The organism is Streptomyces lasiicapitis (genome assembly GCF_014646335.1).
GTDB classification, from domain to species: Bacteria; Actinomycetota; Actinomycetes; order Streptomycetales; family Streptomycetaceae; genus Streptomyces; species Streptomyces lasiicapitis.
Genome location: NZ_BMNG01000001.1, coordinates 701,829 through 720,775, shown reverse-complemented (window position 1 = coordinate 720,775; position 18,947 = coordinate 701,829). Strand labels below are relative to the sequence as shown.

Here is an 18,947-nt window from a genome sequence, read left to right as displayed (position 1 = left end):
TTACCGCCCGCGCGGCCCCTATCGGCGGGCGGGTTCGCGTTCCTCCCCGGGCGCGGTGGCCGGGTGCCGCCCCGGCAGCGTCAGATAGAAGGTCTGCAGGGACTCCGCGGCCCCGACCTCGTACCGGTTCACGACCTTCCCCAGTGGGCTCCACACCCGCCCGTCCGGCATGCGTACGCCGACGGCCTGCCCGAAGAACTCCCGCTGGCTGGCGTCGAAGTCGATCCAGGTGGCCCCCGCGCGGCGCACGAGCACCTCCCCGACGTACGCCCCGAACCCGGACAGCGTCTCCGCGACCTCGGCCCGCTCCCGGCCGCTCTTGCGCAGCCCGTCGAGCACGAAGTCCACGACGCGCAGGCTCCGTACGGAGAAGTCCAGCGGCAGTCGGTTGCGTTCCGGCACACGGTTGCGCTCCGTCACACGCGCGACGAATCTTCGCGCGTACCCCCGCATCTCCTCCGCTCTCGGCGCTCTGATCCCCTCACCGGCCACGTTTTCCATGTGCTCCCCGCCCCTTCGGCTCCGCCCCACCCTGTGTGAGAGCACCGAACGCACTCTCCGCTTAACAAGCGCAACCAGGATCCCAACCGTCACGGGCGCCGCCGGTGTCCCTTCTCACACGCCCAACTCGCCCTGCCAGTACAACCTTTCGTCCTGATCGTCCGTCCGTGAACCGCCCCCGCGTGGCCGGTGTCCGCCCCCGATATGCCCGGTTTCCGCCGGGCGTGGTGACGGGCCGCCGGACTGCTGTATAACCGCCGCGCCCACCGGATTCATGCCGGTCGTGGACATGTGCTGGACAGGGGAGGGGGCTCGCGGGGTGGGAAATCACGGCCTGTCGGAGACCGTCGTCGAACTGACCGAGGAGGAGAAGGCACAACTGGTGGGAGAGGTCCCTGACCGCCGCGTCGTGACCACCGGCGCCGTGCTGCTCGTGATCTGCGCGGCCTTCGTCGTCCGGGGAATGTTCGGGGACGGGAACGGTGGGAACACCGGCGGCGGGCCCGGCCCGGAGGACATCGCGCGGGCCCGTGCGCCGGTCGCCGCCGTCACCTACGAGATCACCGGGAAGGGCAGCGCCGACATCTCCTACCTCACGCGGAACGAGCGCGGACGCGGCGGCCGCCCCGCCGTCGAGGCGGGCGTCCGACTGCCGTGGCGCAAGACGGTGTTCGTACCGGCCGGGGAGCGTCCCGTGGTGAGCGTCCGCCTCGACGAGGGCGGCGGCGAGGCGCGCTGCGCGCTGGCGGTGGGCGGGAAGCACCGGCATCGGGACGCGGCGGCGGGGGCGTTCGGGCGGGCTACTTGCAGTGTGCGGGTGGGGTGAGGGGGGTGGGCGTGAGGTTTACGGGCGGGGTGCGCTCTCCAGGGGCGCGGTGTCGGTACCGGTGTGGGCGTCCGCTTCGGCCGGGCTGTCGGCTTTCGCGTCGCTCGGGCTGTCGGCTTTGTCGGACGCGGCGCTCCCGGTGGGAGTCGCGGGCGGTTGCCGGAAGTCGCGTACGCCCGGTACCGCCGCCGTGCCCGCGCACACCACGCCCACCGTCAGGGCCGCCGCGTACAGCGGGACGGACGGGCCCCACGCGTCGGCCGCCAGCGGGCCGAGGACGTAGCCGAGCGGCATCGCCGCCATCGAGAGCAGCCAGTCGTACGAGGTGACGCGGGCGAGCACGCCGGACGGTATCGCCGCCTGCACCGACGTCTCCCACACGGGGGAGAGGAAGCCGAGCCCGGCCTGCGCGACGCCGTACGCGGCGATGGTGGCAGGGGCGGGGGCGCCGGCGGCCAGCAGGATCAGGGGGAGTGCGTACGTCGCGAGGCCCAGGTTGGCCATCAGGATCGGGCGGCGCGGGTGGGCGCGGCCCGCGAGCAGGGAGCCGAGCAGCAGGCCGACGGCGCCGGTCTGCAGCATCGCCACCCACACGCCCTCGCCGCCCAACTCCCTTACCGCCAGGACCGGTCCGAGGGTCGTCAGGACGGCCGCCGCGCCGTTCCAGGCGGCGTGTGCCACCAGGCTGGTCCAGTACCAGTCGCGGGAGCGGACCTCGTGCCAGCCCTCCACGAGGTCCTTGCGCAGGGAGCGCCGGTCCTGGCCGCCCTGGTCGCCCTGGCCCGGAGCTGTCTCCTGGCCGGGGGCCGTCCGCCGCATCCGCACCCGTACCGCCGACAGCAGGCACGCGCTCGCCGCGAAGCACAGCCCCTGGAGCAGGAACGCCGAGCCCGGCCCCGCCACCAGGACCAGCGCCCCGGCCAGCGCGGGCCCGCCGACCCGTGTGCCGCTCTTGACCACGCCGAGCGCGGTGTTGGCCGCGTGCCGGTCCTTGCCGTCCACCATGGCGGTGACCAGCGTCGGCAACGTGGGCAGGGCGAACGCCGTGGCGGCGCCGCTCACCGCCTCCGCGGCGGCCATGTGCCACAACTCGGGGCTGCCGGAGAGGAGTTGGACGCCCACGAAGAGCTGGGTGGCGCAGCGCACCAGGTCGGTGGTGAGCGCGATCTTCCGCGCGTCGAAGCGGTCGCCGAGCACGCCGCCGAGCGGCAGCAGCAACAGTCGCGTGCCCATCGCGCAGCCGAGCACGAGTGCCAGCGCGGACGCGGAGCCGGTGACCCGCAGGACGGCCAGGGCGAGGGCCGCGGGGATGACGGCGTCGCCGATGAGGGAGAGGGAGCGGCCGATGAAGAAGAGGCGGAAGGGGTGGTTGTGGCGGAGCAGGCGGGAAGGGCCGGGTGGGCGCGGCTCTGTGTGCGGCATGACGCGGACTGTATTTCGGCGTCGAATTATTCGTCAACGAATTATCTGAAGCCGAAGTAATCTGTGGGCATGACGCCCGATGAGACGAAGTCGCCCGGAGTGTCCCGCGCCCACGACGAGCCCCGGGACTGGACCGACGGGCACGTCGCCCAGTGGCTGCCCGTGCTGCCCGGCCTGGACCCTGACATCGAGGGCGCCGTCACGCGGGTCAAGAGGCTCACCGTCCATCTGCGCCGGGTGCGCGAGCAGTCCCTGGTGGACTTCGACCTGGAGCGCCACGAGTTCGACACCCTGCACAAGTTGTCGGGCCGCGGCGGCCGGGCCACCCCGTCCGAACTGGCCGCCGACCTCGACCTCGCCCCGGCCTCGGTCACCGGACGGCTCGACGGCCTGGAGCGGCGCGGCCTGCTGCGCCGCACCCCGTCCAAGACGGACCGCCGCCGCGTGGACGTGGAGCTGACCGAGGAGGGCAGGGCGGTGTGGCTGGGCGCGATGGACGTACTGGGCCACGAGGAGTACCGGCTGCTCGGGGTGCTGTCGGGGGAGGAGCGGGCGCAGCTGTCGGACCTGCTGCGCCGGATCATGGTGGTGGCGGAGGGCGGGGACGCGGGCGGGGCGGGCGTGACTAACTCCGGGCCAGCTCCGGCCTCTTGGAGTAGTCCGTGAAGCCGACGACGTTCCCCCACGGGTCGGTGATCTCGACCGTCCAGCCCGTCGCCGTGGAGAACGGCTCCGTGAGGGCGGGGATGCCGGCCTCCCCGAGGGCGCGGGCCTTGGCGCGGGCGTCCCCCACTTCGAGCCAGAGGCGCGAGGCGGGCCACGACGGCGGCCGGCGCCCGATGCCGTCCTCGACGCGCAGCAGTACGCCGGGGGTCTCGGTGCCCGCCTTCAGGATGGCGAGCCCGGCCTCGTCGAGGCGGTACGCGATCGGGAACCCGGCGCGCTCGTAGAAGCCGACGGCCTCGTCCAGGTCGCCGACCGGGAACAGCGCGTTGTCGATGCCGAGCAGGTCGGTGCCGGGGGCGCCGGAGGACGGCTGATTGTCTGACATAACGTCAGAATACGGGTCGGGTGGGGCGTTGCCGCCGCGTCAATGCCGTACGGCGCGTTTCCCGCCGTGAACCCTGGTACCCGAACGTCCCGCACCGCCCGCCCGACCGACGTACGGAGAACCCCTGATGCCCGACACCCAGGACCTCACCGCCCTCGCCGAAGAGCACCTGAACCAGGCCCGCACCGCCGCCCACGGCCGCAGCGCGCGCCTGATCGTGCACGACGGCGCGCTGCGCCAGAGCGTGATCGCGCTGGCGGCGGGCTCCGCACTCGACGAACACAGCACCCCGCCCGCGGCGAGCCTCCAGGTCCTGCGCGGCAAGGTCCGCCTCACCACCGAGTCCGGCGACACCGACATCGTCCTCGCCGCCGGGCAGCTGTGCGCGGTGCCGCCGGAGCGGCACGGGTTGCTGGGCCTGGAGGACTCGGTGGTCCTGCTGACGGCGGTGACGGCGACGGGTTGAGTTGCTTCAAGCGCCGGACGGGCTGGAACCTCGCCGCAACCGGCACATATTCAGCCCCTCCGGCGTTTGAGGAGCGGGGTCTGGGGCGGAGCCCCGGTTTCGGGAAGGGGCGGGGTTGGGGCGCCCCCGCGAGGCCCCCCAACCCGCGCCCAAGCAAACCCCACCCAAACCACCCCCCACACCGCCACAGCCACCCACAGCAGCACCCGCCCCAGCGTCCGCAGCCACGGCACATCGGTCACGACGCCCGTGGACAGCGTGGCCACCGCCGTCATGCCCAGGGGGAACACCGTGGCCCACCGGCGTACGTCGTAGTGGAAGCGGGGCCGGACCGCCTCCGCCGCGGCGAGCGTCGCGTACCAGGCGAGGGCCAGCGCCAGCAGGACGTACGTGAGGTTCCGCAGGAACTCGTGGCCGGTGCCCGTCCACAGCGGGGACGCCGTCAGCTTGGACGCGGCCAGCGCCGAGATCGCGAGCGCGCCCCCCGCCACCCACTGGTCCCCGGCCCCCTCCCACACCTGCCGGAAGTCGAAGCGGAGCAGCGCGTCGGCGTACAGGAGCAGGCCAAGGCCGAAGAGGGCGAGCGCCGCGTCGCCCAGCCACTCGCCCTTGCCCGCGAAGTACAGCGTGGCCGCGAGGACGGAGAGGCCCTGTGTCGCCACGCACACCAGGAACACTCCGCCGGGCATGCCTCGCTGCCAGTGCCGTACCACCGCGAGGAGCAGGACCGGCCACACCACCGCCGCGATCACCAGGAGCGTGATCGCCAGCCACTGCCAGCCGAGGAGTGAGAAGCGGGTGCCCACCACCGTCGTCGCCGCCACCGCGGTCAGCGCCGGTGGCGTGATCGCGGACTTCGTCCAGCGCGCCCGGTCCCGGGCGATGAGGTCGGTGAAGTCCGCCGCGAGCAGCACCCACAGCAGCGACGCGATCGCCAGCAGGATCTCCGACAGGACGTCGTGGCCGGTCAGGAACAGGCCGACGGAGAGGATGCCGGTGGCCATCACACAGGCCCCGGCCGCCGGGGTCACCTCTTCGCGCCACGCGCGCCGGTGGGGGAGCTGGGGAAGGGGAGTCACACGGCCATGACAACCCGGGGGCGCGCCCGCCACCACTTGGTCTAGGCCGAGCTGCGGACCCGCCCGCCCCGGCTTGGGATGGAGCGTGTGAACGCCCCCACCGGACCGGATGCCAGGAAAGCCGCCGCGGAGCGGGCAGCCGCCGCACCACAGGACGTCTCCGCCGGGCGGGCAGCCGCCGCACGACAGGCCACCCCCACCGAACCCGCCGCCCCCCTCCTCCGCACGGCCCGCTTCCTCCGCCACGGCGAAGCCTCGTCCGACCTGCACAGCATCCGCATCGAGGGCGGCCGCGAGGGCGACGCCTTCTACCGGGACCGGTGGAGCCACGACAAGGTCGTCCACTCCACCCACGGCGTGAACTGCACCGGCTCCTGCCGCTGGAAGGTGTACGTCAAGGACGGCATCATCACCTGGGAGACGCAGGCCACCGACTATCCGTCGACGGGCCCCGACCGCCCCGAGTACGAGCCCCGCGGCTGCCCCCGCGGCGCCGCCTTCTCCTGGTACACGTACTCCCCGACCCGCGTGCGCTATCCGTATGTCCGGGGCGTGTTGCTCGATCTGTACCGGGAGGCCAAGCAGCGGCTCGGTGATCCCGTGCTCGCCTGGGCCGACATTCAGGGCGATCCCGAGCGGCGGCGTACCTATCAGCAGGCCCGCGGCAAGGGCGGCCTGGTGCGGGCCAGTTGGGACGAGGCCGTCGAGATCATCGCGGCGGCCCACGTCCACACCATCAAGTCGTACGGCCCCGACCGCGTCGCGGGCTTTTCGCCCATCCCCGCCATGTCGATGGTGTCGCACGCGGCCGGCGCCCGCTTCATGTCGCTGATCGGCGCGCCCATGCTGTCGTTCTACGACTGGTACGCGGACCTGCCGGTCGCATCGCCGCAGGTCTTCGGCGACCAGACGGACGTACCGGAGTCCGGGGACTGGTGGGACGCCGCCTACCTGATCATGTGGGGCTCGAACGTCCCGGTGACGCGCACGCCCGACGCGCACTGGATGGCCGAGGCCCGCTACCGGGGCCAGAAGGTCGTGGTCGTCGCCCCCGACTACGCCGACAACGCCAAGTTCGCGGATGAGTGGCTGCATCCGCATCCGGGGACGGACGGCGCGCTCGCGCTTGGTATGGGGCATGTGATTCTCAAGGAGTGCTTCGTCGAGCGGCGCGTCCCGTTCTTCGACGACTACGTACGCCGCTTCACCGACCTGCCCTTCCTCGTCACCCTCACCGAGCGCGACGGCGCCTACGTCCCCGCGAAGTTCCTGCGCGCCTCCGACCTCGGCGACACCGGCGAGGGCGCCGAGTGGAAGACCGTTGTCCTGGACGAGGGCAACGGGCAGCCCGTCGTCCCGGGCGGCTCGCTCGGCTTCCGGTGGACCGAGTCCGGCAAGGGGAAGTGGAACCTCGATCTGGGGGACGTCAAGCCGCGGCTTTCTCTGTACGAGGAGGACGCGCGGGGAGTGGAGGTGTTGCTGCCGCGCTTCGACACCGAGGGGGGTGCGCACGGGCAGGGGAGGGGGGAAGTGCTGCGGCGCGGGGTGCCCGCCATCCGGCTCGCGGGGCCCGAGAGTCCGCTGGTCACCACCGTCTTCGATCTGCTGCTCGCGCAGTACGGCGTCGGCCGCGAGGGGCTCGTGGGGGACTGGCCGGCCTCGTACGACGACGCGTCCTCGCCCGGCACGCCCGCCTGGCAGGAGGCGCACACCTCCGTCCCGGCCGCCAAGTGCGCGCGGATCGCAAGGGAGTTCGCGGCCACGGCCGAGAAGTCGCAAGGGCGCTGCATGATTCTGATGGGCGCCGGCACCAACCACTGGTTCCACTCCGAGACCATCTACAGAGCCTTCCTCGCGTTGCTCCAGCTCACCGGCTGCCAGGGCCGCAACGGCGGCGGCTGGGCGCACTACGTCGGCCAGGAGAAGTGCCGCCCGGCCACCGGCTGGGCCACGCTCGCGGGCGCGGGCGACTGGTCGCGGCCGCCGCGCCAGATGATCGGCTCGGCGTACTGGTTCCTCAACACCGACCAGTGGCGCTACGACACCTTCGGCGCCGACGTGCTCGCCTCACCGCTCGGCGAGGGGCGGTTCGCGGGGATGACGGCCGCGGACTGCCTGGCGCAGGCGACGCGTTCCGGGTGGATGCCGTCGTATCCGACCTTCGACCGCAACCCGCTCGACCTGGGCGAGGGCGACGACCCGGTGGCGGAAGCCGTGGCCCAACTCCGTTCCGGTGAGCTGAAGTTCGCCTGCGAGGACCCCGACGCCCCGGAGAACTGGCCGCGCGTCCTGACCCTGTGGCGCGCCAACCTGCTCGGCTCGTCCGCGAAGGGCGCCGAGTACTTCACCAAGCATCTGCTGGGCACGCACTCGTCCCTGCGTGCGCAGGAGGCCCCGGCGGGGGCGCGTCCGCGTGACGTGACGTGGCACGAGCAGGCCCCCGAGGGGAAGTTGGACCTGCTGCTCTCGCTGGACTTCCGCATGACGTCCTCGACGCTCCTGTCCGACATCACGCTCCCGGCGGCCACCTGGTACGAGAAGCACGACCTGTCGACCACCGACATGCACCCCTTCGTGCACGCCTTCACCCCGGCCGTCGACCCGCCCTGGCAGGCCCGCACCGACTTCGAGGCCTTCCACGCGATCGCCGACCGGCTCAGCGAACTCGCCGCCGACCACCTCGGCACCCGCCGCGACCTGGTCGCCACCGCCCTCCAGCACGACACCCCCGGCGAGACCGCGCAGCCCGGCGGCCTCGCCCTGGACTGGCGGCGCGGCGAGTGCGAGCCCGTGCCGGGGAGGACCATGCCCGCCCTGACCGTCGTCGAGCGCGACTACACCGCGATCGGCGCCAAGTTCGCGGCCCTCGGCCCGCTGGTGGAGAAGCTCGGGCTGCCCGCGAAGGGCATCGCGCTGCGCCCCGACGAGGAGGTGGCGGCGCTCGGGGCGCTCAACGGCGTCGTACGCGAAGGGCCCGCCGCCGGACGCCCCCGCCTGGACACCGCCGTGAAGGCCGCCAACACCATCCTCGCCCTGTCCGGCACCACCAACGGCCGCCTCGCCACCCAGGGCTTCCGCACCCTGGAGGCGCGCACCGGCCAGGAGATGGCGCACCTCGCCGCCGAACACGAGGGCAAGCGCATCAGTTACGCCGACACGCAGGCCGCGCCCGTCCCCGTGATCACCTCGCCGGAGTGGTCGGGCAGTGAGTCCGGCGGGCGCCGCTACACCGCGTTCACCCTCAACACCGAGCACCTCAAGCCCTGGCACACCCTCACCGGGCGCCAGCACTTCTTCCTCGACCACGACTGGATCCACGAGCTGGGCGAGGCGCTTCCCGTGTACCGGCCGCCGCTCGACATGCACCGCCTGTTCGGCGAACCGCGGCTCGGGGCCGACGGGGAGCGGGAGGTGACGGTCCGCTATCTGACCCCGCACAACAAGTGGTCCATCCACTCCGAGTACCAGGACAACCTGTTCATGCTGTCGCTGTCGCGCGGCGGCCAGGTCATCTGGATGTCCCCGGACGACGCGGCGGCCATCGGCGTCCAGGACAACGACTGGATCGAGGCGGTCAACAGGAACGGCGTGGTGGCCGCCCGCGCCGTCGTCTCGCACCGCATGCCCGCAGGGACCGTCTACATGCACCACGCGCAGGAACGCACCGTGAACGTCCCCAAGACGGAGACGACCGGCAAGCGCGGCGGCATCCACAACTCCCTGACCCGGCTGCTCCTCAAGCCGTCCCACCTCATCGGCGGCTACGCCCAGCTCACCTGGGCCTTCAACTACCTGGGCCCCACGGGCAACCAGCGCGACGAGGTCACCGTGATCCGCCGCAGGACCGAGCAGGAGGTGACGTACTAGCCATGCGGGTACTCGCACAGATCGCGATGGTCATGAACCTCGACAAGTGCATCGGCTGCCACACCTGCTCGGTCACCTGCAAGCAGACGTGGACCAACCGCTCCGGCATGGAGTACGTCTGGTTCAACAACGTCGAGACCCGGCCAGGGCAGGGCTATCCGCGCCGCTACGAGGACCAGGAGAAGTGGCGCGGCGGCTGGGAGCTGAACCGGCGCGGCGCGCTGAAGCTGAAGTCCGGCGGCCGCTTCCACGCCCTCGCGACGATCTTCTCCAACCCGGTGCTTCCCGAGATCAAGGACTACTACGAGCCCTGGACGTACGAGTACAAGAACCTCACCGACGCCCCTCTCGGCGACGACTACCCCGTCGCGGAGCCGCGCTCCCTGATCACCGGCAAGCCCATGAAGATCGAGTGGAGCTCGAACTGGGACGACAACCTGGGCGGCGGCGCCGAGGGCGTCGCGGCCGACCCGATGGTGGCCAAGGCCCAGGCCAGGGAGACCGCAGACCGGGCCGCGGTGCAGGTCAAGGCGGCTTTCGAGCAGACCTTCATGTTCTATCTGCCGCGCATCTGCGAGCACTGCCTGAACCCGGCGTGCGTGGCCTCCTGCCCGTCCGGGGCGATGTACAAGCGCACCGAGGACGGCATCGTCCTCGTCGACCAGGACCGCTGCCGGGGCTGGCGCAAATGCGTGACGGGCTGCCCGTACAAGAAGGTCTACTTCAACCACCGCACCGGCAAGGCCGAGAAGTGCACGCTCTGCTATCCGCGCCTGGAGGTGGGCCTGCCGACGGTCTGCTCCGAGACGTGCGTCGGCCGCCTGCGCTATCTCGGGGTGGTCCTGTACGACGCCGACAAGGTCACGGCGGCCGCGTCCACCCCTGACGAAAAGGCCCTGTACGAAGCTCAGTTGGGCGTCTTCCTCGACCCCGCGGACCCCGAGGTACGGCGGGCCGCCGAGCGCGACGGCATCCCGCACGACTGGATCGAGGCGGCCCGCCGCTCACCCGTGTACGCGCTGATCAGCACCTACCGGGTGGCCCTGCCCCTGCACCCGGAGTACCGCACCATGCCGATGGTCTGGTACGTCCCGCCGCTCTCCCCGGTCGTCGAGGCGCTCACCGGGACCGGGCACGACGGCGAGGACGCGGGCAACCTCTTCGGCGCCATCGACACCCTGCGGATCCCCCTGGAGTACCTGGCCGAGCTGTTCACGGCCGGGGACGTGGGGCCGGTGCGGGCCGCGCTCGAGCGGCTCGCGGCGATGCGGTCGTACATGCGGGGCGTCAACCTCGGCGACCCGGCCGACCCGTCGGTCCCGGCGCGCGTCGGCATGACCCCGCAGGACATCGAGGACATGTACCGGCTGCTCGCCGTCGCCAAGTACGAGGAGCGGTATGTGATCCCGACGGCCGCGGTCGGGGACGCGCGGCGCCTGGAGGAGTCGGCGGTGCCCGACGGCTGCGGCCTGGACGCGCCCGGCGGCCCCGGCATGCTCCCGTCCGGGCCGCCCGGCGCGGGCCCGTTCGGGGACGACTCGGGAACGTACCAAGGACTGCCCCTCGTCACGATCGAGAACTTCCACGCGTCGCGCCGCCGCCAGACGGCCGACGACGTCTCCGCCGAGGAGGAGCTGTGACGGACCTCGCCGTGCTCTACCAGGGTGCCGCGCACTGCCTGTGCTACCCCGACTCCGAAGTGCGGGAGCGGCTGCCCCTGGTGCGGGCCGCGGTGCCCGAACTGCACCCGTTCCTTGACGAGTTCGCGGGCTGGTCCCCGACCGCGGCGATGGAGCACTACGTACGCGTCTTCGACTTCAAGAACCGCCACAGCCTGTACCTGAGCTGGTGGCTGGACGGCGACACCCGCCGCCGGGGCGCGTCCCTCGTCGCCTTCAAGGAGACGTACCGCGCCCACGGCCTCTCCGTCACCGGCGAAGAACTGCCCGACTACCTCCCGGCCGTCCTGGAGTTCACCGCCCGCACCGGCGACCGGACACTCCTGACCTCCCACCGCGCGGGCCTGGAACTGGTGCGCCTGGCGCTCACCGACGACGGCACGCCCTACGCCCTGATCCTGGACGCGATCTGCGCGACGCTGCCGGGGCCCTCGCCCAAGGACCGGGTGGAGGCGCGGGCGCTCGCCCGCTCGGGCCCGCCCACGGAAACCGTAGGACTTGACTGATGGACACGTTCCTGTGGGGAGTACTGCCGTACGTCGCCCTGGTCCTGCTGATCGCGGGCACCTTGTGGCGCTACCGCTACGACAAGTTCGGCTGGACGACGCGCTCCTCGCAGGTGTACGAGTCGAGGCTCCTGAACATCGCGTCCCCCGCCTTCCACTACGGCATCCTCTTCGTCCTGGTGGGCCATCTGATGGGCCTGTTCGTCCCGGAGTCCTGGACGAACGCGGTCGGCCTCAAGGAGCGGGCCTACCACCTGCTGTCCCTGTACGGCGGCACAGCGGCGGGCGTCCTCGCGGTCGCGGGCATCGCCCTGCTCCTCTACCGCCGCCGGACGAACACGCCCGTCTTCCGGGCGACGACCCGCAACGACAAGCTCATGTACGCGGTGCTGCTCGCCGCCGTCATCATGGGCATGTGGGCCAAGCTGACGAACTCGTCACCGAGCTCGGGCTACAACTACCGCGAAACGATCGCCCCTTGGGCCCGCAGCATCTTCACCCTCCGACCGGACATCTCCGCGATGGAGGGCGTCCCGCTGACCTACCGGATCCACGCGGTCATCGGCCTCACCCTGATCGCCCTGGTCCCCTTCACCCGCCTGATCCACATGTTCAGCGCGCCGGTGCAGTACCTGTTCCGGCCGTACGTGGTGTACCGGAGCCGGGGGGCGGGGGAGCTGGGGCGGCGGAAGGAGCGGCGGGGGTGGGAGAAGGTGGATTCGTAGGGTTCAGTCGGTGCGTCGCTTGGGCTGGGACGCTTTGAGGATCTCCGCCACGTCCAGGGACACTTTGGCGCCGATCGAGTCGGGGAGGGCGATCACCTGGCCGGGGGCGTGCACTTGATGGTTCCCGTACTCGCCGCCCTTGGGGTCGGTGAGGACGTGCAGGCGCTGGTGCTTGCGGTCGACGACGACGTATACGGGGACCTTGGCCTCGGCGTAGGCGGTGACCTTAGTCTTCAGGTCGTCCCTCCAGTTGCTGGAAGTGACCTCGAGAACGAGTCGGAAGCAGACCGGGTCGTAGGCGTTGTTCTCGACGAGGTGGTCGTCGATGTCGGCATCCACTACCGCTAGGTCGGGGATCGCGTAGTCCTCGATGCCGGTGGGGAGCCAGAGACCGACGTTCTGGAGGACCTCGATGTCGCCGTCGTCCAGTCCGGAGGCGATGAAGGGGCGCATGAGCTTGGTCAGTGCGCGTGCGTGCGGGGCGTCCGGTGAGGGGGTCACGAGGAGATGTCCTCCGATGATCTCGACGCGGTAGCCCGGATGACGCTCCATGATCTCGTCGGCGATGGCCGTGAGGGAGAACGGCTCTTCGTCCTCGTAGGGCTGCTCGACGCTGGCGGCGGACATCGCGTGCCTCCTAAGGGCTGGTGTCGAGAGCATCATCGTAGGACGAGCCAGGCTCGGGCGTCCGGAGCTGATTCGTTCACCAGAACGAGTGAGGGCCCCGCTCCCCGGTGCGGAACCGGGGAGCGGGGCCCTACTGCAAGCCGAGCCGGAGGCTCAGAAGCGTCGCGTGATCAGCGCCCGCTTCACTTCCTGGATCGCCTTCGTCACCTCGATGCCGCGGGGGCACGCGTCGGTGCAATTGAACGTGGTGCGGCAGCGCCACACGCCGTCCTTGTCGTTCAGGATCTCCAGGCGCTGCTCGCCCGCCTCGTCGCGCGAGTCGAAGATGAAGCGGTGCGCGTTGACGATCGCGGCCGGGCCGAAGTACTGGCCGTCGTTCCAGAACACCGGGCAGGACGACGTGCACGCGGCGCACAGGATGCACTTCGTGGTGTCGTCGAAGCGCTCGCGGTCCTCGGCGGTCTGCAGGCGCTCACGGGTCGGCTCGTTGCCGGAGGTGACCAGGAAGGGCATCACGTCGCGGTAGGCCTGGAAGAACGGGTCCATGTCGACGACGAGGTCCTTCAGGACCGTGAGGCCCTTGATGGGCTCGACCGTGATCGGCTTGGCCGGGTTGATGTCCTTGATCAGGGTCTTGCAGGCAAGGCGGTTCTTGCCGTTGATGCGCATGGCGTCCGAGCCGCAGATGCCGTGGGCGCAGGAGCGGCGGAACGTCAGGGTGCCGTCCAGGTCCCACTTGATCTTGTGCAGACCGTCGAGGACGCGCTCCTTGGGGTCGATCTCCAGCTGGAAGTCTTCCCAGACCGCGTCCGCCGAGATCTCCGGGTTGAAGCGGCGGATCCGGAAGGTGACGGTGATGAGGTGGTCCGAGGCCGCGGCTTCCGCCTCGACCTTGTCCATCGTCGGAGTTGCCATCAGTACTTACGCTCCATCGGCTGGTAGCGGGTCTGGACGACCGGCTTGTAGTCGAGGCGGATCGAGTCCTTGCCGTCGTCGGCGACCTCGCGGTACGCCATGGTGTGGCGCATGAAGTTGACGTCGTCGCGGTTGGGGTAGTCCTCGCGGTAGTGACCGCCGCGGGACTCCTTGCGGGCGAGCGCCGACACCGCCATGACCTCGGCCAGGTCGAGCAGGTTGCCCAGCTCGATGGCCTCCAGGAGGTCGGTGTTGAAGCGCCTGCCCTTGTCCTGGACCGAGACGTTCTTGTAGCGCGCGCGCAGCTCGGCGATCTTCTCGACGGCCGTCTTGATGGTCTGCTCCGTACGGAACACCATCACGTTGGCGTCCATCGTCTCCTGGAGCTCCTTGCGGATGTCCGCGACGCGCTCCGTGCCCGTGGAGTCGCGCAGCTGCTCCACCAGGGAGACCACGAGCTCCGCCGGGTTCTCCGGCAGCTCCACGTAGTCGGCCTTCGCGGAGTACTCCGCGGCGGCGATGCCCGCGCGGCGGCCGAAGACGTTGATGTCCAGGAGCGAGTTGGTGCCCAGACGGTTGGCGCCGTGCACGGACACACAGGCGACCTCGCCGGCCGCGTACAGGCCCGGGACGACGGTGGTGTTGTCCGACAGGACCTCGCCCTCGACGTTCGTCGGGATGCCGCCCATGGCGTAGTGCGCGGTGGGCTGGATCGGGATCGGGTCCGTGTAGGGCTCGATGCCGAGGTAGGTGCGCGCGAACTCCGTGATGTCGGGCAGCTTGGCGTCGAGCTGCTCCGGCGGGAGGTGCGTGAGGTCCAGGTAGACGTGGTCGCCCTCGGGACCGCAGCCGCGGCCCTCACGGATCTCCGTGTAGATGGAGCGCGAGACGACGTCACGGGACGCGAGGTCCTTCATGACCGGCGCGTACTTCTCCATGAAGCGCTCGCCGTCCTTGTTGCGGAGGATGCCGCCCTCACCACGGGCGCCTTCCGTCAGCAGGATGCCCATGCGCCAGATGCCGGTCGGGTGGAACTGGAAGAACTCCATGTCCTCAAGGGGCAGACCGCGCCGGTAGCAGGCCGCCTGGCCGTCACCGGTCAGGGTGTGCGCGTTCGAGGTCACCTTGAAGAACTTGCCGGTGCCGCCCGAGGCGTAGATGACGGACTTCGCCTGGAAGACGTGGATCTCGCCGGTGGCCAGCTCGTACGCGACGACGCCCGCCGACTTCTTGACCCCGTCCTCCTCCACGATGAGCTGGTCGAGGACGTAGAACTCGTTGAAGAACTCCACACCCTCCTTGACGCAGTTCTGGTAGAGGGTCTGGAGGATCATGTGGCCCGTGCGGTCCGCGGCGTAGCAGGAGCGGCGCACCGGCGCCTCGCCGTGGTTGCGGGAGTGGCCGCCGAAGCGGCGCTGGTCGATGGTGCCGTCCGGGGTGCGGTTGAACGGCAGGCCCATCTTCTCGAGGTCCAGGACCGCGTCGATGGCCTCCTTCGCGAGGATCTCGGCGGCGTCCTGGTCGACCAGGTAGTCGCCGCCCTTGATCGTGTCGAAGGTGTGCCACTCCCAGTTGTCCTCCTCCACGTTGGCGAGCGCGGCGGCCATGCCGCCCTGCGCCGCGCCCGTGTGGGAACGCGTGGGGTAGAGCTTGGTGAGCACGGCGGTGCGGCTGCGCTTCGTCGCCTCGATGGCGGCGCGCATGCCCGCGCCGCCCGCGCCGACGATGACGGTGTCGTACTTGTGGATCTTCATGACGTGGATTACCTCAGCCCCGTGCCTAGCGGATGTTCGGGTCGAAGGTGAAGATCACCAGCGTGCCCAGCAGGATGGTGAACACCGTGGCGGTGTACAGCAGGCCCTTCAGCCACAGCCGCGTGTTCGGGCGCTCCGCGTAGTCGTTGATGACCGTACGCAGGCCGTTCGCGCCGTGCAGCATCGCGAGCCACAGCATAAGGAGATCCCAGACCTGCCAGAACGGGGACGCCCAGCGGCCCGCGACGAACGCGAAGCCGATCTTGGAGACGCCGCCGTCGAGGACGAGCTGGATCAGCAGGTGGCCGAGGACCAGGACGACGAGGACGACGCCGGACAGGCGCATGAAGAGCCACGCGGCCATCTCGAAGTTGCCGCGGGTCGAGCGCGGGGTCTTCGAGGTGCGCTTGCGCGGGGCCTCGATGACGGGGGCCGGGTTGTCGGCGTCGTAGAGCGAGATGCCCTCGACGGGGCCGACGCCGGAGCTGTCGGACTTCTGAAGCGTGATGTCGGACATGTCTGGCCTCAGCTCCCGAATACTTCGCGGACGGCGTGGCCGAGGACCGGGTACAGCGCGCCGACCATCAGCACGATCCAGACGCCCATGACGGTCCAGAGCATCTGCTTCTGGTAGCGGGGGCCCTTCGACCAGAAGTCGACGGCGATGACACGCAGGCCGTTGAGCGCGTGGAAGAGGATGGCGGCGACGAGGCCGTACTCGAGCAGCGCGACGAGCGGCGTCTTGTAGGTAGCCACGACATCGTCGTACGCCTCCGGGGAGACGCGGACGAGAGCGGTGTCGAGGACATGCACGAACAGGAAGAAGAAGATGAGGACACCGGTGACTCGATGAGCCACCCATGACCACATGCCTTCCCGGCCGCGGTACAGCGTTCCAGCCGGCACGGAAGAACCCTCCGGGAGCGGGGATTGGGGCCGGCCGGCTTCTCGGTCGGACGAGCCCGGCCGGGTACGGTCCACCGGCCGCTCGTCATCGTATCGACGAGTTGTCGGCTTCCCCGCCCGGGGTCCTCTGGTGTGATCAAACAGGCAATCAAACTGGTACGTACGGGCTATCGCGGTGGGCCTCGCCGCGCTGCGCCGCAGGTGGAGCGGGCTGTTCCGGGGCGCCTGCCACCGCGTGTTGCGCCTGTTCGCGGACCAGCCGGGTGAGGCGGCCGCGGGCGAGGCGGCGCAGTTCGTCGGCCGCGACGGCGCGCTCCTCCTCCGGGTCGTTGCCGAGCCGGCCGCGGATGGAGGCGAGCAGGTGGTCCAGGGCCTCGCTGCGGGCGACGCCGTCGAGGCAGATCACGAAGGCGTGGCCGAACCGGCTCTCGTAGGCGGCGGTGGCGGCGCGCAGGGCGGTGGCCGCGGCCCCGTAGCCGGTGCCCGGGGGGAGCGCGGGCTCCAGGGGTTCGGCGGCGAGGGCTTCGGTGAGGTCGTCGGGAGCCAGGTCGTAGGCCGCCTCGTCGGCGGCGGCCAGCAGGGCGTCCAGGTCCGGGTAGGGCCGGTGGGCTGCGAGGCGGTGCGCCCAGTGGCGGCTTCCGCAGCAGGTGGTGAGGGTGCGCTCGGCGGATTCCGGTGACGCTGTGTTCAGCGGGTGCAGGGCGTCCGGTATGGCGCGGTGCGGCTGCAGGGGGGCTCCTCGGCAAAGAGCGGGGGTGATGGGTCAACGCTAGCGGGGTGGGGGTGGAGGTGTCCTTGGGGTACCCGGAAATCACCCGAATGGGAGAGTTTGGGGACGTTGGGTGGACGAGCGCCGCTCGTGGGGGCGGGCTTAGCGTGGGGGTGTGGAGCCGTTGATATCGCTGATCTCCCGGACCCCTCCGAGCCGCGTCGGCCTTGCTGCGCCGGGTGGCGGCGAGAGCTGTGGCGGGGGTGGTCGGCGGTGATGCCGCGGGGGCTCGCCGTGGGCGCGGGCGTGGTCGCGGCGGGGGCCGTGGCGCTCACCGTGGGGCTCTGGCCCGACGAAGGCGGCGGCTCCGGGAACGCGGCCCGGGGGAACGGCGAGCGGGCGTCGTCGTCGGCGCCGCCGCGCGCGCCCGAGCCCACGAAGTCGTACGCACCCTCCGAGGCGCCCGCCACCATCCCCGCCGTGCGCGCGCACGAAGCCGCCCGCGGGCCCGGCTGGCGGCCCGGCGACGGCGGGCGGGTCCTCGTGGGCGACGGCCGCCTCGCCGACGAGGCGCGGCTGCTCGCCGGGGAGCTGCGGCTGAAGTACGGGGGCGAGGCGAAGCCGCGTGCCGGTGACGTACGCCTGGAACTGTCGAAGGGTGATCGGGGCGCGGGCGGTGGCGCCGAGTCGTACACCCTCACCGTGAAGAACCGCGTCGTCCGGATCGCCGGGCCCGCCGAGGCGGGGGTCTTCTACGGCACCCGCACCCTCAAGCAGGCCGTCGCCGACGGCCGCACCGCGCCGGAGGGCGTCGTACGGGACCAGCCCGCCAAGCCGCGCCGCGGCTTCATGATCGACACGGCGCGCAAGCACTTCTCCGCCGAGTGGATCGAGGACCGCATCCGCGACCTGGGCGACCTCAAGTACAACGAGATAGGTCTGCACTTCTCGGACGACCAGGCCTTCCGCATAGCCTCCGAGTCGCACCCCGAGATCGTCTCCGCCGACCACCTCACCAAGGACCAGGTCCGCCGCATCGTCGACCTCGCGGCCAGCCGGCACATCACCGTCGTACCGGAGATCGACTCGCCCGGACACCTCGGCGCCGTCATACGCGCCCACCCCGACCTCCAACTGCGCAACACCGGTGGCGCGCCCACGCAGGGCGCCGTCGACATCTCGAAGCCGAAGGCCGCCGAGATCGTCGACGACCTGCTGCGCGAGTACGACGAGTTGTTCCCCGGCGCGCGCTGGCACCTGGGCGCCGACGAGTACCAGGCGCTGACCGTGCGCGACCCCGAGGCCTCCTTCCCGCAGCTCGCGGCCGCCGCGCGCGACCGCCTCGGCCCCGGGGCGCGCGTGCAGGACCTCGCGACCGCTTGGCTGAACGACCGCGCGAAGACGGTCGGGCCCGGCCGCCAGGTGCGGGCCTGGAACGACGGGTTCTTCCGGGGCGGCGTCACGCGCGTCGACGACCGCGTCGAGGTGGCGTACTGGACCGGCAAGGAGCTCGGCTCGCGCGAGCCCGTCGAGTACCTGCGGGACGGCCGTGACGTCATCAATTACAACGACGAGTTCCTCTACTACGTCCTCGGCCAGCCCAACGACTTCCGGTACCCCACCGGGCAGCGCATCTACGAGCAGTGGACCCCGCGGGTGGTGCGCGGCACGCAGCCCGTGCCCGCCTCGTACGACCGCCAGATCCTCGGCGCCACCTTCGCCGTGTGGTGCGACCTCGCCAACTCGCAGACCCAGGACGAGGTGGCGCGCGGCATCCGCATGCCGCTGCGGGCGACGGCCCAGAAGCTGTGGGACGCGCGGGAGCCGACGCGGTCGTGGGCGGAGTTCGAGGGGCTTGCGGGGCGGTTGGGGTAGCGCGAAAAAATGCGGGGGCAGTGGGGGAAATCGGGTAGG

Annotated in this window: 18 protein-coding genes; 8 read left to right on the top strand and 10 right to left on the bottom strand. The window is 71.1% G+C overall.

Annotation, left to right across the window (positions count from 1 at the left end; genetic code table 11):
• Nucleotides 1-18: 18 nt before the first annotated feature.
• Nucleotides 19-402, bottom strand: coding sequence for a hypothetical protein (locus IEY91_RS03185; RefSeq protein ID WP_373287876.1), 384 nt, complete (start codon nucleotides 400-402; stop codon nucleotides 19-21).
• A 418-nt stretch (nucleotides 403-820) separates the two neighbouring features.
• On the opposite strand from IEY91_RS03185, the gene IEY91_RS41550 reads away from it, so the two are divergent.
• Nucleotides 821-1,327 carry a hypothetical protein gene (locus IEY91_RS41550; protein ID WP_229696656.1) on the top strand — a complete coding sequence of 169 codons (507 nt, stop codon included), beginning with the start codon at nucleotides 821-823 and terminating at the stop codon, nucleotides 1,325-1,327.
• Nucleotides 1,328-1,345: 18 nt separating this feature from the next.
• Here IEY91_RS41550 and IEY91_RS03175 read toward each other — a convergent pair whose 3' ends face one another.
• On the bottom strand, nucleotides 1,346-2,749 hold the full coding sequence (locus IEY91_RS03175) for an MFS transporter (protein WP_189172693.1): 1,404 nt from the start codon (nucleotides 2,747-2,749) through the stop codon (nucleotides 1,346-1,348).
• A gap of 69 nt (nucleotides 2,750-2,818) precedes the next feature.
• Between IEY91_RS03175 and IEY91_RS42280 the strand changes: the two genes are divergently transcribed.
• Entirely contained in the window at nucleotides 2,819-3,415 is a 597-nt protein-coding gene (locus IEY91_RS42280; protein WP_164321455.1) for a MarR family winged helix-turn-helix transcriptional regulator, read from the top strand.
• Here the strand turns inward: IEY91_RS42280 and IEY91_RS03165 are convergent.
• Nucleotides 3,375-3,800, bottom strand: coding sequence for a VOC family protein (locus IEY91_RS03165; RefSeq protein WP_189172692.1), 426 nt, complete (start codon nucleotides 3,798-3,800; stop codon nucleotides 3,375-3,377). The two genes, IEY91_RS42280 and IEY91_RS03165, sit on opposite strands and share 41 nt — an antisense overlap.
• Nucleotides 3,801-3,927: 127 nt before the next feature.
• On the opposite strand from IEY91_RS03165, the gene IEY91_RS03160 reads away from it, so the two are divergent.
• Nucleotides 3,928-4,266 carry a cupin domain-containing protein gene (locus tag IEY91_RS03160; protein ID WP_189172691.1) on the top strand — a complete coding sequence of 113 codons (339 nt, stop codon included), beginning with the start codon at nucleotides 3,928-3,930 and terminating at the stop codon, nucleotides 4,264-4,266.
• A 50-nt stretch (nucleotides 4,267-4,316) separates the two neighbouring features.
• Here IEY91_RS03160 and IEY91_RS03155 read toward each other — a convergent pair whose 3' ends face one another.
• The gene (locus IEY91_RS03155; RefSeq protein ID WP_229696655.1) at nucleotides 4,317-5,345 is read right to left on the bottom strand and encodes a tellurite resistance/C4-dicarboxylate transporter family protein; all 1,029 of its coding nucleotides are present in this window, start codon (nucleotides 5,343-5,345) and stop codon (nucleotides 4,317-4,319) included.
• Between the two features lie 78 nt (nucleotides 5,346-5,423).
• Here IEY91_RS03155 and IEY91_RS03150 point away from each other — a divergent pair, with 78 nt between their 5' ends.
• The 4 genes from IEY91_RS03150 to narI are packed head-to-tail and all read left to right on the top strand — an operon-like array spanning nucleotide 5,424 to nucleotide 12,122.
• A complete protein-coding gene (locus IEY91_RS03150; protein ID WP_373287875.1) occupies nucleotides 5,424-9,212 on the top strand; it encodes a nitrate reductase subunit alpha in 3,789 nt (1,262 codons plus the stop codon).
• Nucleotides 9,213-9,214: 2 nt separating this feature from the next.
• A complete protein-coding gene (gene narH, locus IEY91_RS03145) occupies nucleotides 9,215-10,852 on the top strand; it encodes a nitrate reductase subunit beta (protein WP_189172690.1) in 1,638 nt (545 codons plus the stop codon).
• Complete coding sequence (gene narJ / locus IEY91_RS03140) at nucleotides 10,849-11,397, top strand: nitrate reductase molybdenum cofactor assembly chaperone (RefSeq protein ID WP_164321451.1); 549 nt, start codon at nucleotides 10,849-10,851, stop codon at nucleotides 11,395-11,397. The genes narH and narJ overlap by 4 nt, the downstream gene beginning before the upstream one ends.
• On the top strand, nucleotides 11,397-12,122 hold the full coding sequence (gene narI, locus IEY91_RS03135; RefSeq protein ID WP_189172689.1) for a respiratory nitrate reductase subunit gamma: 726 nt from the start codon (nucleotides 11,397-11,399) through the stop codon (nucleotides 12,120-12,122). Before narJ ends, narI begins: the two co-directional genes overlap by 1 nt.
• Before the next feature lie 3 nt (nucleotides 12,123-12,125).
• On the opposite strand, the gene IEY91_RS03130 is transcribed toward narI, so the two are convergent.
• The 6 genes from IEY91_RS03130 to IEY91_RS03105 form a co-directional block, all read right to left on the bottom strand.
• The gene (locus IEY91_RS03130; RefSeq protein ID WP_164321447.1) at nucleotides 12,126-12,749 is read right to left on the bottom strand and encodes a Uma2 family endonuclease; all 624 of its coding nucleotides are present in this window, start codon (nucleotides 12,747-12,749) and stop codon (nucleotides 12,126-12,128) included.
• A 153-nt stretch (nucleotides 12,750-12,902) separates the two neighbouring features.
• On the bottom strand, nucleotides 12,903-13,664 hold the full coding sequence (locus tag IEY91_RS03125; protein WP_189172688.1) for a succinate dehydrogenase iron-sulfur subunit: 762 nt from the start codon (nucleotides 13,662-13,664) through the stop codon (nucleotides 12,903-12,905).
• The gene (gene sdhA / locus IEY91_RS03120) at nucleotides 13,664-15,418 is read right to left on the bottom strand and encodes a succinate dehydrogenase flavoprotein subunit (RefSeq protein WP_164321444.1); all 1,755 of its coding nucleotides are present in this window, start codon (nucleotides 15,416-15,418) and stop codon (nucleotides 13,664-13,666) included. The genes IEY91_RS03125 and sdhA overlap by 1 nt, the downstream gene beginning before the upstream one ends.
• A gap of 25 nt (nucleotides 15,419-15,443) precedes the next feature.
• Nucleotides 15,444-15,935, bottom strand: a complete 492-nt coding sequence (locus IEY91_RS03115) for a succinate dehydrogenase hydrophobic membrane anchor subunit (protein WP_373287874.1) — start codon at nucleotides 15,933-15,935, stop codon at nucleotides 15,444-15,446.
• 8 nt (nucleotides 15,936-15,943) lie between these two features.
• Entirely contained in the window at nucleotides 15,944-16,324 is a 381-nt protein-coding gene (sdhC, locus tag IEY91_RS03110) for a succinate dehydrogenase, cytochrome b556 subunit (protein ID WP_164321440.1), read from the bottom strand.
• A gap of 148 nt (nucleotides 16,325-16,472) precedes the next feature.
• Entirely contained in the window at nucleotides 16,473-17,024 is a 552-nt protein-coding gene (locus IEY91_RS03105; RefSeq protein WP_164328252.1) for a 2-oxo-4-hydroxy-4-carboxy-5-ureidoimidazoline decarboxylase, read from the bottom strand.
• Between the two features lie 285 nt (nucleotides 17,025-17,309).
• On the opposite strand from IEY91_RS03105, the gene IEY91_RS03100 reads away from it, so the two are divergent.
• The gene (locus IEY91_RS03100; protein ID WP_189172687.1) at nucleotides 17,310-18,908 is read left to right on the top strand and encodes a beta-N-acetylhexosaminidase; all 1,599 of its coding nucleotides are present in this window, start codon (nucleotides 17,310-17,312) and stop codon (nucleotides 18,906-18,908) included.
• Nucleotides 18,909-18,947 lie beyond the last annotated feature (39 nt).

Bases quoted from the DNA above. Each gene is read 5' to 3' on its own strand.
- IEY91_RS03175 (WP_189172693.1), bottom strand. From the start codon at position 2,749: ATGCCGCACACAGAGCCGCGCCCACCCGGCCCTTCCCGCCTGCTCCGC.
- IEY91_RS42280 (WP_164321455.1), top strand. From the start codon at position 2,819: ATGACGCCCGATGAGACGAAGTCGCCCGGAGTGTCCCGCGCCCACGAC.
- IEY91_RS03165 (WP_189172692.1), bottom strand. From the start codon at position 3,800: ATGTCAGACAATCAGCCGTCCTCCGGCGCCCCCGGCACCGACCTGCTC.
- IEY91_RS03160 (WP_189172691.1), top strand. From the start codon at position 3,928: ATGCCCGACACCCAGGACCTCACCGCCCTCGCCGAAGAGCACCTGAAC.
- IEY91_RS03150 (WP_373287875.1), top strand. From the start codon at position 5,424: ATGGAGCGTGTGAACGCCCCCACCGGACCGGATGCCAGGAAAGCCGCC.
- narH (WP_189172690.1), top strand. From the start codon at position 9,215: ATGCGGGTACTCGCACAGATCGCGATGGTCATGAACCTCGACAAGTGC.
- narI (WP_189172689.1), top strand. From the start codon at position 11,397: ATGGACACGTTCCTGTGGGGAGTACTGCCGTACGTCGCCCTGGTCCTG.
- IEY91_RS03130 (WP_164321447.1), bottom strand. From the start codon at position 12,749: ATGTCCGCCGCCAGCGTCGAGCAGCCCTACGAGGACGAAGAGCCGTTC.
- IEY91_RS03125 (WP_189172688.1), bottom strand. From the start codon at position 13,664: ATGGCAACTCCGACGATGGACAAGGTCGAGGCGGAAGCCGCGGCCTCG.
- sdhA (WP_164321444.1), bottom strand. From the start codon at position 15,418: ATGAAGATCCACAAGTACGACACCGTCATCGTCGGCGCGGGCGGCGCG.
- IEY91_RS03115 (WP_373287874.1), bottom strand. From the start codon at position 15,935: ATGTCCGACATCACGCTTCAGAAGTCCGACAGCTCCGGCGTCGGCCCC.
- IEY91_RS03100 (WP_189172687.1), top strand. From the start codon at position 17,310: ATGCCGCGGGGGCTCGCCGTGGGCGCGGGCGTGGTCGCGGCGGGGGCC.